Source organism: Pseudomonas sp. WS 5412 (assembly GCF_012985615.1).
Lineage (GTDB): Bacteria > Pseudomonadota > Gammaproteobacteria > Pseudomonadales > Pseudomonadaceae > Aquipseudomonas > Aquipseudomonas shahriarae.
This window is the reverse complement of record NZ_JAARMB010000002.1, coordinates 305,444-320,157: the sequence shown is the minus strand read 5'-3', so window position 1 is coordinate 320,157 and position 14,714 is coordinate 305,444. Positions and strand designations below refer to the sequence as shown.

The following is a 14,714-nucleotide window of genomic DNA, read 5'->3' as shown; positions in this document are numbered from 1 at the left end:
TTACCTTGCAACGGTCGGGCTTGAAGGCGCGGGATTATGCATCAACTTGGCCTTTGACGCCGATCATGCTGCGGATTTTCGTGGCCAACTGGTCAATGGAAAACGGCTTGGCCACCATGTCCATGCCGTCCTCCAGAAAACCCTGGCGCTCGGCGGCGGTCTCGGCGTATCCGGTCATGAACAGCACCTTGAGTGTCGGGCGGTGCTGGCGAGCGATTTCCGCCAGTTGTCGGCCGTTCATGCCGGGCAGGCCGACATCGGTCACCAGCAAGTCCACCCGCAGGTCAGACTCCAGCAGTGGCAGGGCTGCGCGTGCGTCGGCCGCCTGGTGGGCGGTGTAGCCCAATTCATCCAGCAGGTTGACCACCAGCATGCGCACCGCCGCATCGTCCTCGACCACCACCACGGCTTCGCCGTCCAGCGCCAGGGGGGCTTCCACGGGGACCTGCGGCGGGACTTTTTCCAGGGCGGTGCCATGCAGGCGCGGCAGGTACAGGCGCACGCAGGTGCCCCGGCCCGGTTCACTGTGGATCGTGACGTGGCCGCCCGATTGCTGGGCAAAACCATAGATCATCGACAACCCCAGGCCGGTGCCCTGGCCGATGGGCTTGGTGGTAAAGAAGGGGTCGAAGGCCTTGGCCAGGATTTTCGGGGTCATGCCGGCGCCGTTGTCGCACACGCCGAGCATCACGTAGTCGCCGGCCTTGACCGGCTCCAGGGTGGTGATGTCGGTGCCGTCAAGGTAGCTGTTGGCGGTCTCGATGCTCAGTAGCCCGCCATCAGGCATGGCATCGCGGGCGTTGATCACCAGGTTGAGCAGGGCGTTTTCCAGTTGGCTGGCGTCGGTGTTTACCGGCCAGATATCGCTGCCCAGCTGCACCTTGAGTTCGATATGGGCGCCTTTGGTACGGCGGAACAGGTCTTCCAGGGACGCGACCAACTGGTTCGGGTCCAGGGGCCGGCGGTCCAGGGACTGGCGCCGGGAGAAGGCCAGCAGGCGATGGGTCAGGGCGGCGGCGCGATGGGCCGAGGACACCGCAGCGTCGGTGAAGCGGCCGATCTCATCGCTACGGCCGGCGGCGATGTAGCGCTGCATCAGGTCCAGGCTGCCAATGATCCCGGTGAGCATATTGTTGAAGTCATGGGCGATCCCACCGGTAAGCTGGCCGACCGCTTCCATTTTTTGCGCATGGCGCAGCGCGTCTTCGGCACGCTCGCGCTCGAACATCTCGTTTTGCAGGCGCTGGTTGGCTTCGGCCAGCGCCTGGGTACGCTGGGCCACGCGTTCTTCGAGGTTGTCGTTGAGGTGGCGCAGGGCTTCCTCGGTGAGTTTGCGCTCGGTCTCATCAATCACAAAGATGTAGAAACCATTGACCGAGCCATCGGCGCTGAAGCGTGGCAGGTACTTCATCAGCGCATGCCGGGGCCGGCCATCGCGATGGGGGGTGACGGTAATGAAGCTGCAGGCCTTGCCCTTGAGTGCGGCGGCGATCTTATCGGCGCGCCCGGCATAGATCTCGGCGCCGATCACTTCGCGGATGGTCTTGCCATACAGCTCTTGCGGGGTCAGGCCATACCAGTCGAGGTAGGCGCTGTTGTTCAGGCGAAAGCGCTCTTCGTGATCGACATAACCGATCAGCACCGGCATCGCGTTGATGATCAACTGCAGCTCGGTCTGGCTCTGGCGCAGGGCTTGCTCGGTGTGCTTGCGTTCGGTCAGGTCCAGGGCCGCCCCGAGAAAACGCGCTGGTCGGCCGTGGTGATCCTTGTAGCAGCGGCCACGGGCAAACACCCAGCGCACCTGGCCGTCGGCCTGGAGCAGGCGATATTCCTCGGCGTACTCGGAGCCATGGCTGATGCAATGCTTGATGCTGCGGGCCACCATGCCACGGTCTTCCGGGTGCACGCCTTGCAGGTAATCACTGATGGGCAACTGCCGGGCTTTAGCCGGATCAACCCCATGCAGTTGGGCAAAATGGCTGTCGGCAATAAAGCGGTCTTCGCTGATATCCCAGTCCCAGGTGCCCACTGCATCGGTGGCGGCCAGGGCCAGTTGCAAGCGTTGCTCGGTATCGTGCTGGGCCTTGAGGCTGGCCTCGGAGCGTTGTTGCAGCTCCTGGGCGAGTTGCCGGCGCTCGTTGGTTTCAATCGCCGTGACCAGGACCCCGGCGACCTGGCCGCGTTCGTCGCGGATCGGGCTGTAGGTCAGGTCCAGCCAGATTTCCGTATCACGGTGATTGCGCTGCAGGATAAAACGCTGCTCGCTGAAGGTGCGCACCTGGCCGGACAGTACGGCGCTGTAGATCGGGGCGGTGAAGTGTTGCATCTCCGGCCAGACCTGGTGGGTCGGCTGGCCGAAGGCCTGGGGGTGCTTGTTGCCGGCCAGCAGTGCGAAGCCATCGTTGTAGATCTGCGTGAGTTCGTCGCCCCACAGCAACAGCATCGGCATTGGTGAGTGGATGACGATATCGACTGCCGTGCGCAGGCTTTGTGGCCAATGGCTGGCATCACCGAGGGGGCTTGTGGCCCAGTCCAGCCGTGCGATCAGGGCCGCGGCCTGGCTGCCGGTGGGTGATCCGTTCATGTGTAAGTGTCCCGCGCGTAACGCTTGAAGAATGACAGAGGCCGATTATCCCGTGCTGCGGAAACGGCTGCCTACCCCTCGAAAAATAGCATGCTTGAGGGGTTTATCTTCAAATGAGTGTGTGGGCGCTGAAACCTTTCATCCTTTATGCCAGCTCAGGGCGGTCGCGAAACTGCTCCAGGGCTTCGGGGTTGGCCAGGGCATCGGTGTTTTTCACCGGTTCGCCATGCACGACATTCCTTACCGCCAACTCGACGATCTTGCCGCTGATGGTGCGCGGGATGTCGCTGACACTCAGGATCTTCGCCGGCACATGACGCGGCGTGGTGTTGGCGCGGATCACCTCGCGGATCTGCTGCTCAAGCGCGGCGTCCAGGTGTTCGCCGTCATTGAGGCGCACAAACAGCACCACGCGCACGTCGTCCTGCCAGCGTTGGCCGATGGCCAGGCTTTCCAGGACCTGGGGGACTTTTTCCACCTGTCGGTAGATTTCCGCCGTACCGATGCGCACGCCACCGGGGTTGAGCACCGCATCCGAACGGCCATGGATCAGCAGGCTGCCATTGGCGCGTTGCTCGGCATAGTCGCCCTGGGCCCAGACGCCGGGGAACTGGCTGAAATACGAGGCGCGCAGTTTTTCCCCCTGTGGGTCATTCCACAGGCCAATGGGCATGGCCGGGAAGTGCCGGGTGCATACCAGTTCGCCTTTTTCGCCGACCAGCGCCCGGCCCTGGTCGTCCCACACTTCGATGGCCATCGCCAGGCTCTTGCACTGCATTTCGCCGCGCCGTACCGGCAGCACCGGGTTGCCGATGACAAAGCAGGAGACGATATCGGTACCGCCCGACATCGACGACAGGCACAGCTCCTGTTTGATGTCGCGGTACACGTAGTCGTAGCTCTGGGGCGACAGTGGCGAGCCGGTCGAGATCAGGCCCTTGAGGCTGCCCAGGTCATGGCTGCGACGCGGTTGCAGGCCGGCCTTTTCCAGGGTGGCGAGGAATTTCGGGCTGGTGCCGAACACGCTGATGCGCTCCTGGTCGATCAGGTCAATCAGGCGCTCCGGCCCCGGATGAAACGGCGAGCCGTCGTACAGCACTACCGTGGCACCGATGGCCAGGGCCGACACCAGCCAGTTCCACATCATCCAGCCGCAGGTGGTGTAGTAAAACAGGCAGTCGTCGCGTGACAGGTCGGCGTGCAGACCATGTTCCTTGAGGTGAGTCAGCAGCACGCCGCCGGTACCGTGGATGATGCATTTAGGCACGCCGGTGGTGCCGCTGGAGTAGAGGATGTACAGCGGATGGTCGAAGGGCACGGCGACAAACTGCGGTTCGCCGCCGGGGCGGTAGAAGTCATCCCACAGGGCGACGTTGGCCTGGGTCGGGTAATCCTCGACGCGCGCCTCGGGCCGGGCGTAGGGCACGATGATCAGGTGTTCCAGGGACGGCAGGCGGTCGAGGATTTCATTGAGCTTGGCGCTCTGGTCGATCAGCTTGCCGGCATAGCGATAACCGGCGCAGGTGATCAGCACCTTGGGCTCGATCTGGCCGAAGCGGTCGATCACCCCTTGGGTGCCGAAGTCCGGTGAGGAGCATGACCAGATCGCCCCTAGGCTGGTAGTGGCAAGCATGCCCACCAGGGTTTGCCAGGTATTGGGCATGCACGCCGCCACCCGATCACCCAGGCCCACGCCCGCCGCTTGCAGGCTCCGTTGCAGGCCGGCGACGTGGCGGGCCAGTTCGGCATAGCTCAGTTGTTCGCGCTGGCCGTCTTCGCCGATGGCGACCACGGCGGGGTGGTCATCGCGGCGGCGCAGCAGGTGCTCGGCAAAGTTTAGGGTGGCGCCGGGAAACCACTGGGCGCTGGGCATCGGCGTGCCTTCCACCAGCACGGTGCTGGGTGGCGTACGAAACTGCACGTCGAAGAACTCGACAATCGCCGCCCAGAAATCCGGGCGCTGGTCGATGCTCCATTGGTGCAGGGTGGGGTAATCGTTGATCTGCAAGGCGTGGCGATCATTGATAAAGCGCCGGAACTGGTCTATCCGGGTGGTGTGGATGCGTTCCGGGCTGGGTTGCCAGAGGATATCGGACATGGCGCACTCTCTTGTTCTTGTATGAAATCTGCCAGGCACCACACATCCAAACTGTGGGCGCAGGCTTGCCTGCGCCTACAGGGGATTTGCGGTGTTTGGGTTACTGGGCCAACCACCCACCATCAATATTCCACGCCGCGCCACGTACCTGGCTGCCGGCTTCGCTGCACAGGAACAGTACCAGTTCACCCAGTTGTGGTGGGGTGACGAACTCCAGGGAGGGCTGCTTCTCGGCCAGCAGATCATGCTGGGCCTGTTGCGGGTCTACGCCTGCGGCAATGCGATCGTCGATCTGCTTTTGCACCAGCGGGGTCAGGACCCAGCCGGGGCAGATGGCATTGCAGGTCACATTGCTGGTGGCGGTTTCCAGGCCGACCACTTTGGTCAGGCCGATCACCCCGTGCTTGGCTGCTACGTACGCGGCCTTGCCGACCGAGCCGACCTGGCCGTGTACCGAGGCGATATTGACGATCCGTCCCCAGCCCCTGGTCTTCATGCCCGGCAGGCTCAGGCGCGTGCTGTGGAACACCGACGACAGGTTGATCGCGATGATCGAGTCCCAGCGCTCCACCGGGAAGTCTTCCACTGCCGCCACATGCTGAATGCCCGCGTTGTTCACCAGGATGTCGATGCCGCCGAACTCGCGCTCGGCGTAGGCGACCATCTCGGCGATTTGCGCCGGGTCGCTGACATCCGCCGGGTGATGGCCGACTTTGCCGCCGAAGGCTTGCACCTGGGCGATCACCGCGCTGGCATCGCCGAACCCGTTGAGGATCAGATTGGCGCCGGCCTTGGCCAGGCTCAGGGCAATCCCCAGGCCGATGCCGCTGGTGGAGCCGGTGACCAGGGCGGTCTTGCCGTTCAATGTCGTCATGAAAACCTCACACAATGCCGGTGGCGTAGAAAGTACCGATCACCACGAACACCGCGAGGGTCTTGATGATCGTGATGCCGAAAATATCCTTGTAGGCTTCGCGGTGGGTCAGCCCGGTGACCGCCAACAGGGTAATGACCGCGCCGTTGTGCGGCAGGGTGTCCATGCCGCCGCTGGCCATGGCCGCGACCCGGTGCAGCACTTCCAGGGGGATATTGGCGGCATGGGCCGCGGAAATAAAGCTCTCGGACATGGCCGCCAGGGCGATGCTCATGCCGCCGGACGCCGAGCCGGTGATGCCGGCCAGCAGGGTCACGGTAATCGCTTCGTTGACCAGCGGGTTGGGGATGCCCTTGAGCCAGTCCGCCAGCACCAGGAAGCCTGGCAACGAGGCGATGACCGCGCCGAAGCCGTATTCCGAAGCGGTGTTCATCGCCGCCAGCAGCGCGCCGCTGACTGCGCTTTTACTGCCTTCGGCCAGCTTGCTCTTGATCGCCTGGAAGCCGAACACCAGGACCATGATGATCCCCACCAGCAAGGCCGCCTGCACCGCCCAGATCGCGGTGAGCTTGGCGATTTCGGTGGTCACCGGTGCGCTCATGCCCGGCAGGGCGAGGCTGTGGGTCTTGCCGTACCACTGCGGGATCCAGTGGGTGAACAGCAGGTTCATCACCCCCACCAGAATCAGCGGCGACAGGGCGATCCACGGGTTGGGCAGGCTCAGGTCTTCGGCGGTTTCCGGCTCGTTGCGCAAGTCGGTGCCATAGCCTTCACCGGCACGCTGGGCCTTGTTGCGCTGGCGCGCCAGGTACAGCATGCCGGCGCAGAACACAAAGATCGTGCCGATCACGCCCAGCCAGGGCGCGGCCCAGGCGGTGGTGTTGAAAAAGGTGCTGGGGATGATGTTCTGAATCTGCGGCGTGCCGGGCAGGGCGTCCATGGTGAACGAGAACGCGCCCAGGGCAATGGTCGCCGGGATCAGACGCTTGGGGATATTGCTCTGGCGGAACATCTCGGCGGCGAACGGGTACACCGCAAACACCACCACAAACAGCGACACGCCGCCGTAGGTCAGCAAGGCACACACCAGCACGATCACCAGCATCGCCTGGCGGGTGCCGAGCAAGCGGATGGCGGCCGCGACAATCGAGCGCGAAAAGCCCGACAGCTCGATCAGCTTGCCGAACACCGCGCCGAGCAGGAACACCGGGAAATACAGTTTGATAAAGCCGACCATTTTTTCCATGAACACCCCGGTAAAGGCTGGGGCGACGGCGGAAGGGTCAGTGAGCAACACCGCGCCGAGGGCGGCGATAGGGGCAAACAGGATGACGCTATAGCCACGGTAGGCAGCCAGCATCAGCAGCGCGAGCGCCGCCAGGGCAATGATCACACTCATGGTGTGTCTCCATCGGATTGTTATTGTTGTGGGGTGTAGCTGTAGGAAGGGGCTATAGCGGGAAGCGTGCCAAGTTTGTAACTTATTGATATGTATGGATATTTATAATTACTGTGCTGTGATTTTCATGCTGAGTCTCTATTTAAAGACAGATGAGATTCCAATGTGGGAGCGGGCTTGCCCGCGAAAGCGCTGTGTCAGGCAATGATTTTGTTGCTGATAGACCGCATTCGCGGGCGAGCCCGCTCCCACATGGAGGTGTCTTTGTTGTGAGATTTATGTCTCTTTATTGAGATTGCTCGATGCCCAGCGCCACCATCTTCTTGTACAGCGTCGAGCGCCCGAGCCCCAATTGCTTGGCGGCCTCGATCACATTGCCCCCGCATTGGCGCAACGCTGCACCAATCAACTGCCGGTCAAACCGCTCCCGCGCCACGCTGAAGGTTTCGACCTCTACGGGCGCCAAAGCGCTACGCTCCACCGGGCTGAAGGTGCCGATCGCCGCGCGAATCTCCTGCGCATCCAACACCAGGTCATCACTGAGCAACGCGGCGCGCTCCAGCACGTTGCGCAGCTCGCGGATATTCCCCGGCCAGGCATGCTGGGCCAGCAGTGCCAGGGCTTCGCGGTCCAGCTCATGCTGGCTGCGCAGTTCTTCGAGGATTGCTTCACTCAACGCCGGGATATCGTCCAGGCGTTCGCGCAGGGGCGGGACCTGGATCGGCAACACGTTGAGGCGGTAATACAAGTCGGCGCGAAACTCGCCACGCTTGATCGCGGCTTCCAGGTCGGTGGAGGTCGCGGCAATCACCCGCACGTCGCTGTGGATCATCTCGTTGGAGCCCACCGGCTCAAATTCTTTCTCCTGCAGCACCCGCAGCAGTTTGCTTTGCAGGGGCAATGGCATGTCGCCGATTTCATCGAGGAACAACGTCCCGCCCTGGGCGATTTGCAATTTGCCGGGGCGGCCCTTGCGGTCGGCGCCGGTGAAGGCGCCGGGCGCGGTGCCGAAGAACTCGGCTTCCAGAAGGTCATGGGGGATGGCGGCGCTGTTGATGCTGACAAACGCTTTGTTGGCTCGGGGTGACGCACCATGGATGGCCTGGGCCAGCAGCTCCTTGCCGGTGCCGGTCTCGCCCAGCAGCAACACCGGCGACTCGGCACTCGCGCTGCGCCGCGCCCGGCGCTTGACCTCGAGGCTGGCAGCGCTGGTGCCGATAAAGTGCGCGAAGTTGTACTTGCTCTGGCGTGAGCGCAGCAGCGAACGGGTCGAAGCCAGTTCCTGTTGCATGCTCAGGTAGCGCTCGATCATCGGCGAGAGGTTGCGCAACTCATCGAACAGGGCAAAGCCGATGGCGCCGATGACCTTGCCGGCATCGTCGTGGATCGGCAGGCGCATCACCACCAATGGGCCTTTGGGCGTGTCCTGGATATCCAGGAGGATCGGCTGGTCACTGCGCACCACCTGGCGTAACAGGCTGTTGGAGATCACCTGCTCGCAAGGTTGGCCGATGGCCTGGTCGGCGCTTTTCAGGCCGAAGCGCTTGGCATAGCGTTCGTTCATCCACACGATGTTGGCGTCGCGGTCGACAATCACCGTGCCTTCGCTGGACTGCTCGATGATCTCGAACAGGGACTGGATCGCCAGGCCGCGAACGTGCGGGTAGTCCTTGAGGCTTTCGGTGGTGTTCATGGTCGGGGCGCCAAAAATAAAGGATGAGTTCAATGGTAGGAGCCGGCTCCTACAGGGGAGCGTGCGCGGCAGCAAGCAGCTCTTGAGTGTAGGGGTGCTGTGGCGCGGCAAAGACGTCAGCGCATGGCCCGCGCTCAACCACCTGGCCATCCTTGATCACGATCATATCGTGGGCCATGGCCCGTACCACGGCCAGGTCATGGCTGATAAACAGGTAGGTCAGGGCGTATTTTTCCTGCAGTTCACGCAGCAGCGCCACCACTTGTTTTTGCACGGTGCGGTCCAGGGCCGAAGTCGGCTCGTCCAGCAGCATCAAGGCCGGGCGCAGCACCAGGGCGCGGGCGATGGCGATGCGTTGGCGCTGGCCGCCGGAAAATTCGTGGGGGTAGCGGTGACGGCTGGCCGGGTCGAGCCCCACATCCTGCAGCACTTTGATCACCTGGGCGTCACGCTCCTGTGGGCTGCATGGCGCGTGTACTTCCAGGCCTTCGCTGATGATCTGCTGCACCGACATGCGCGGGCTGAGGCTGCCGTAGGGGTCCTGGAATACCACCTGCATCTGCTTGCGCCACGGGCGCATCTGTTTCTGGCTGAGGCTGTCGAGGGCCTCGCCCTGGAAGCGGATGCTGCCGCTGGAGTCGAGCAGACGCAGGATCGCCTGGCCCAGGGTGGACTTGCCGGAGCCGGACTCGCCGACGATTCCCAGGGTCTTGCCCCGTTGCAGGTCCAGGCTGATGCCGTCCACCGCCTGCAGGTACTGCTTGCGCCGGAACAGCCCGCCACCGATGGGGAAGCGCACACTCAGGCCGGCGACCTGCAACACCGTCTCGCGCTGATCCTGGCACAGTGCGGTACCGACCGGTTCGGCATCCAGCAGCAGGCGGCTGTAGGGATGTTGCGGGGCATTGAACAGGGTTTGGCAGTCGGCCTGCTCGACAATTTCCCCGGCCTGCATCACGCACACGCGCTGGGCAATGCTGCGCACCAGGTTGAGGTCGTGGCTGATCAGCAGCAGCGACATGCCCAGGCGTTGCTGCAAGGATTTGAGCAGCAGCAGAATCTTGCGCTGCACCGTCACATCCAGGGCGGTGGTCGGCTCATCGGCGATCAGCAGTTCTGGTTCGCAGGCCAGAGCCATGGCGATCATCACCCGCTGGCGCTGGCCACCCGACAACTGGTGGGGGTAGGACTTGAGGCGTTCCTGGGGGTCGCGAATGCCCACCAGGTCCAGCAGTTCGAGGATGCGTGCCTGCGCCGCCTTGCCGCCCAGGCCTTTGTGCAGCAGCAGGGTTTCGCCGATCTGCTTTTCGATGCTGTGCAAGGGATTGAGGGAGGTCATCGGCTCCTGGAAGATCATCGCGATGCGGTTGCCGCGCAGCTTTTGCAGGGTGCCGGCCTCGGCGCCGATCAGCTCCTGGCCGCGATAGCGCACCGACCCTGTGGTAACGGTGCCGGCCTGGGGCAGCAGTTGCAGGATCGAATGGGCGGTCACCGACTTGCCCGAGCCCGACTCGCCCACCAGTGCCAGGCACTCGCCGGGGCGCACATCCAGGCTCAGGTTGCGCACCACGGTCTGGCCGCTGAAGGCGACGCACAGGTCGCGGATCTCGATCAGGTTGTCAGTCATGGATGCATCGCCCTTCATGATCGTGGGTCGAAGGCGTCACGCAGCGCCTCGCCGATAAATACCAGCAGTGACAGAATCAGCGCCAGGGTGAAAAAGGCCGTGAGCCCGAGCCACGGTGCTTGCAGGTTCTGCTTGCCCTGGGCGATCAACTCACCGAGGGACGCGCTGCCCGCCGGCATGCCGAAGCCGAGAAAGTCCAGGGCGCTGAGGGTGGAAATCGCCCCGGTCAGGATAAAAGGCAGATAGCTCAGGGTGGCGGTCATCGCGTTCGGCAGGATGTGCCGGCGAATGATCTTGGCGTCGCCCAGGCCCAGGGCGCGTGCGGCTTTCACGTACTCCAGGTTGCGCCCGCGCAGGAACTCGGCACGCACCACATCCACCAGGGCCAGCCAGGAAAACAGCGCCATGATCCCCAGCAGCCACCAGAAGTTCGGCTCGACAAACCCCGAGAGGATGATCAGCAGGTACAGGACCGGCAGCCCCGACCACACTTCAAGGATGCGCTGGCCGAGCAGGTCGACCCAGCCGCCGTAATAGCCCTGCAAGGCGCCGGCGGCAATGCCGATGACGGCGCTGATCAGGGTCAGGCCGAGGGCGAACAGGATCGACACCCGCGCGCCGAAGATCACCCGCGCCAGCACATCGCGGGACTGGTCGTCGGTGCCCAGCCAGTTCACCGTGGACGGCGGGCTGGGGGCAGGGCGGGTCAGCTCGTAGTTGGGCGTGTCATCGCTGAAGGGGATCGGCGGGAACAGCATCCAGCCGCCGTCTTGCTTGATCAGTTGCTGCACGTAGTCACTGCGGTAGTCGGCCTGGAATGGCAGTTGCCCGCCGAACTGCTGCTCGGTGTAGCGCTTGAACACCGGGAAATACAACTGGTCCTGATAGCTGAGCACCAGGGGTTTGTCGTTGGCGATCAACTCGCCGCCCAGGGTCAGGATAAACAGGCCGATAAACAGCCACAGCGACCACCAGCCCCGGCGGTTTTGCTTGAAACGTTCGAAGCGGCGACGGGCTACAGGAGACAGATTGAGCATCAGGCGTTCCTCGCGGCGAAGTCGATACGCGGGTCCACCAGGGTGTAGCAGAGGTCGCCGATCAGTTTTATCAGCAGGCCAAACAGGGTGAAGATAAACAGCGAACCAAACACCACCGGATAGTCCCGCGACACCGCGGCTTCGTAGCTCATGCGGCCCAGACCGTCGAGGGAGAAGATCACCTCGATCAGCAGCGAGCCGGCGAAGAACACACTGATAAACGCCTGGGGGATCCCGGAGATCACCAGCAGCATGGCGTTGCGAAACACATGGCCGTAGAGCACGCGCCGCTCGCTCAGGCCTTTGGCGCGTGCCGTGACCACGTACTGACGCGTGATTTCATTGAGGAACGAGTTTTTGGTGAGGATGGTCAAGGTGGCGAAACCACCGATCACCAGGGCGCTGACCGGCAGCACCAGGTGCCAGAAGTAATCGGCGATCTTGCCCAGGGTGCTCAGTTGCTCGAAGTTCTCCGACACCAGGCCGCGCACCGGGAACCAGTTCAAGGTACTGCCGCCGGCAAAGACCACGATCAAAAACATCGCAAACAGGAAGGCCGGCATCGCGTAGCCAATGACGATGGCGGTGCTGCTCCATACATCGAAACTGCTGCCGTGGCGCACCGCCTTGCGGATTCCCAGGGGGATCGACACCAGGTAGGTGATCAGGGTTGTCCAGAGGCCGAGGGAAAGGGTCACCGGCAACTTTTCCAGGATCAGGTCGATCACCGTGGCGCCGCGAAAGAAGCTGTTGCCGAAATCCAGCTGGGCATAGTTCTTGAGCATCAGCCACAGGCGTTCGGGGGCGGATTTGTCGAAGCCGTATTGTTTTTCGATGTCCTTGATCAGCTTGGGGTCAAGGCCGCGACTGGCGCGGGAGCCACTGCTGACGCCGTCGCCGGCCGAGCCGCCGACGCCCCCGCCGCCAATCCCCTGCAAGTGGGCGATGGCTTGCTCCACCGGCCCGCCGGGCGCGGCCTGGACGATCACAAAGTTCACCAGCAGGATAATCACCAGGGTCGGGATGATCAGCAGCAGGCGCCGCACGATATAGGCAAACATCAGTGGGCACCTCGCAGCTTGCTCAGTTCGGCTTTCATCTGCTCATTGGTCAGTGGCGTGGGGCTGACTTCCCACCACGATTCCAGTGCCTCGTCGTTGCTGGCCTCGATGGCCGGGCGACCGAAGCGGTTCCACCACGCGGCCGAGGTGCCGGGCGGGTAGTAATTGGGGATCCAGTAGTAATTCCATTGCAGCACCCGGTCCAGGGCATGGGCGTAGCTGAGCATCTGTGCCTGGGTGGTGGCGCGTACCAGGCCGGTGACCAGGGTATCGACCGCCGGGTTTTGCAGGACGATGTAGTTGTTGCTGCCCGGGTCGAACGCCGAAGACGAACCGAAGTAGTTGTACAGCTCCATACCCGGCGAGGTGGTGACCGGGAAGCCGGTGACGATCATGTCGTAGTCCCGGGTCATCAGGCGGTTGACGTACTGGGACGAGTCGATGCGCCGGATGTTGAGGGTGATGCCGATCTGCGCCAGGTTGCGTTTATAGGGCAGCAGCAGGCGTTCCAGGCCGTTTTGCACATTGAGGAAGGTGAACTCCAGGGGCTCGCCGGCGGCATTCACCAGTTTGTCGCCCTTGGGCGTCCAGCCGGCGTCTTCCAGCAGGGCCAGGGCTTGTAGCTGCTTGTCGCGGATCATGCCGCTGCCGTCGGTGGTCGGCGCCTTGAACACCTGGGTAAAGACTTCGTCGGGGATCTGCCCGCGCAGGGGTTCGAGAATCGCCAGCTCCTGGGCGTCGGGCAATTGAGTGGCGGCCAGCGGGCTGTTGGAAAAGTAGCTTTGCTGGCGGATATACAGATTGCGCATCATCTGCCGGTTGGCCCACTCGAAATCCCAGAGCATGGCCAGGGCCTGGCGCACGCGGCGGTCCTGGAACATCGGTTTTTGCACATTGAACACATAGCCCTGGGCCGTTTGTGGGGCGTGTTTGGCCAGGTGCGCGCGTTGCAGGCGGCCATCGTCCAGGGCCGGGCCGTTGTAGCCGATGGAATAGCCGGTGGCGGAGAACTCGCGATTGAAGTCGTAGGCACCGCCGCGCAGGACCTGGCGCGCGACTTCGGTATCGCCGAAGTACTCCAGGCTCAGGCGGTCGAAGTTGTACAGGCCGCGGCTGACGGGCAAGTCCTTGCCCCACCAGTCGGGATCGCGCTGGAAGGTGATGGTACTGCCGGCATTGATTTTGCTGACCTTGTACGGGCCGCTGCCCAGGGGCGCTTCATAGCCGCCACCATTGGCAAAGTCGCGGCTCTTCCACCAATGCTCGGGGAACACCGGCAGGGTCGCGAGATCCAGGGGCAGGGTGCGGTTTTCATTGCTGGCGAAGTCAAAGCGCACTTGCAGCGGGCCTTCGACCTCGACGTGCTTGACGTCGGCAAACAGTGTGCGAAACCGCAGGCTGCCCTGGGTCATCAGCAGGTTGAAGCTGTAGCGCACATCTTCTGCGGTGATCGGCTTGCCGTCGGCAAAACGTGCCTTGGGGTTGAGGAAAAACCGCAGGTACAGGCCGTCCTCGGCGCGCTCCATCTTTTGCGCGACCAGGCCGTAGACGGTATAGGGCTCATCCAGTGAGCGGTAGGCCAGGGGCGAATACACCCAGCCGTCCAACTGGCTGACGCCGATGCCTTTGTCGATATACGGCAGCACATGGTCGAAGCGGCCGACCTCGAGGGCAGAGCGCTTGAGGCTGCCGCCCTTGGGGGCGTCGGGGTTTACATAGTCAAAATGGCTGAAGCCGGCAGGGTACTTGGCAGGCTCGCCGTAGACGGTCAATGCATGTTGCGGGGCTGCGAACGAGGCGGTACTCGCCAGCAGCAGGGCCAGGGTAGAGCCAACGAACGTGAGGAAATCCAGTCGCATTATCAGCCTTGAGCACCGGGTGAAGAAGGAAGGGGACTTGTACCCTAACCGTGCGCGGGTCGCCAGTCACCTGGCGACCCCGCAAACACAACGGCCCACCAAAAGGCGGGCCGTTGAGTGCTGCGCAGACGTGGATCAGTCCTGGCGGCTGGTCACTTCCAGCAGGTGATAACCGAACTGGGTTTTCACTGGGCCTTGCACGGTATTGACCGGTGCGCTGAATACGACCGCGTCGAATTCCTTGACCATCTGGCCAGGACCGAACGAACCCAGGTTGCCGCCGTCGCGGCTCGATGGGCAGCTGGAGTTGGCTTTGGCGACTACTGCGAAATCAGCGCCGCCTTCGATCTGGGCTTTCAGTTCGTTGCACTTGTCTTCGGTGGCAACCAGGATGTGACGGGCGGTGGCTTTGGCCATGGTGGGTAACTCCTTGAATAAAAAAGGTGAGCGTACCGGATTCAGGCGGTTATTTCCCGGCAAAG

10 protein-coding genes are annotated in these 14,714 nt (G+C 63.0%); all 10 read right to left on the bottom strand.

Annotation, left to right across the window (positions count from 1 at the left end):
* Positions 1-34 precede the first annotated feature (34 nt).
* Entirely contained in the window at positions 35-2,584 is a 2,550-nt protein-coding gene (locus tag HBR94_RS04390; protein ID WP_170044250.1) for a PAS domain-containing protein, read from the bottom strand.
* A 145-nt stretch (positions 2,585-2,729) separates the two neighbouring features.
* Positions 2,730-4,682 carry an acetoacetate--CoA ligase gene (locus HBR94_RS04385; RefSeq protein ID WP_115128436.1) on the bottom strand — a complete coding sequence of 651 codons (1,953 nt, stop codon included), beginning with the start codon at positions 4,680-4,682 and terminating at the stop codon, positions 2,730-2,732.
* Positions 4,683-4,782: 100 nt separating this feature from the next.
* Positions 4,783-5,556, bottom strand: coding sequence for a 3-hydroxybutyrate dehydrogenase (locus HBR94_RS04380; protein ID WP_170044249.1), 774 nt, complete (start codon positions 5,554-5,556; stop codon positions 4,783-4,785).
* 7 nt (positions 5,557-5,563) lie between these two features.
* Entirely contained in the window at positions 5,564-6,955 is a 1,392-nt protein-coding gene (locus HBR94_RS04375) for a GntP family permease (RefSeq protein ID WP_057959253.1), read from the bottom strand.
* Positions 6,956-7,241: 286 nt separating this feature from the next.
* Complete coding sequence (locus HBR94_RS04370; protein WP_170044248.1) at positions 7,242-8,648, bottom strand: sigma 54-interacting transcriptional regulator; 1,407 nt, start codon at positions 8,646-8,648, stop codon at positions 7,242-7,244.
* Between the two features lie 49 nt (positions 8,649-8,697).
* Positions 8,698-10,275 (bottom strand): ABC transporter ATP-binding protein, encoded by a 1,578-nt coding sequence (locus HBR94_RS04365; protein WP_170044247.1) that lies wholly within the window; start codon positions 10,273-10,275, stop codon positions 8,698-8,700.
* Positions 10,276-10,289: 14 nt separating this feature from the next.
* On the bottom strand, positions 10,290-11,312 hold the full coding sequence (locus tag HBR94_RS04360) for an ABC transporter permease (RefSeq protein WP_057959255.1): 1,023 nt from the start codon (positions 11,310-11,312) through the stop codon (positions 10,290-10,292).
* The gene (locus tag HBR94_RS04355; protein WP_170044246.1) at positions 11,312-12,373 is read right to left on the bottom strand and encodes a microcin C ABC transporter permease YejB; all 1,062 of its coding nucleotides are present in this window, start codon (positions 12,371-12,373) and stop codon (positions 11,312-11,314) included. Before HBR94_RS04355 ends, HBR94_RS04360 begins: the two co-directional genes overlap by 1 nt.
* On the bottom strand, positions 12,373-14,232 hold the full coding sequence (locus HBR94_RS04350; protein WP_169960884.1) for an extracellular solute-binding protein: 1,860 nt from the start codon (positions 14,230-14,232) through the stop codon (positions 12,373-12,375). Before HBR94_RS04350 ends, HBR94_RS04355 begins: the two co-directional genes overlap by 1 nt.
* Positions 14,233-14,367: 135 nt before the next feature.
* Positions 14,368-14,649, bottom strand: coding sequence for a peptidylprolyl isomerase (locus HBR94_RS04345; RefSeq protein WP_057440868.1), 282 nt, complete (start codon positions 14,647-14,649; stop codon positions 14,368-14,370).
* Positions 14,650-14,714 lie beyond the last annotated feature (65 nt).

Bases quoted from the DNA above. Each gene is read 5' to 3' on its own strand.
- HBR94_RS04390 (WP_170044250.1), bottom strand. From the start codon at position 2,584: ATGAACGGATCACCCACCGGCAGCCAGGCCGCGGCCCTGATCGCACGG.
- HBR94_RS04385 (WP_115128436.1), bottom strand. From the start codon at position 4,682: ATGTCCGATATCCTCTGGCAACCCAGCCCGGAACGCATCCACACCACC.
- HBR94_RS04380 (WP_170044249.1), bottom strand. From the start codon at position 5,556: ATGACGACATTGAACGGCAAGACCGCCCTGGTCACCGGCTCCACCAGC.
- HBR94_RS04375 (WP_057959253.1), bottom strand. From the start codon at position 6,955: ATGAGTGTGATCATTGCCCTGGCGGCGCTCGCGCTGCTGATGCTGGCT.
- HBR94_RS04370 (WP_170044248.1), bottom strand. From the start codon at position 8,648: ATGAACACCACCGAAAGCCTCAAGGACTACCCGCACGTTCGCGGCCTG.
- HBR94_RS04365 (WP_170044247.1), bottom strand. From the start codon at position 10,275: ATGACTGACAACCTGATCGAGATCCGCGACCTGTGCGTCGCCTTCAGC.
- HBR94_RS04360 (WP_057959255.1), bottom strand. From the start codon at position 11,312: ATGCTCAATCTGTCTCCTGTAGCCCGTCGCCGCTTCGAACGTTTCAAG.
- HBR94_RS04355 (WP_170044246.1), bottom strand. From the start codon at position 12,373: ATGTTTGCCTATATCGTGCGGCGCCTGCTGCTGATCATCCCGACCCTG.
- HBR94_RS04350 (WP_169960884.1), bottom strand. From the start codon at position 14,232: ATGCGACTGGATTTCCTCACGTTCGTTGGCTCTACCCTGGCCCTGCTG.
- HBR94_RS04345 (WP_057440868.1), bottom strand. From the start codon at position 14,649: ATGGCCAAAGCCACCGCCCGTCACATCCTGGTTGCCACCGAAGACAAG.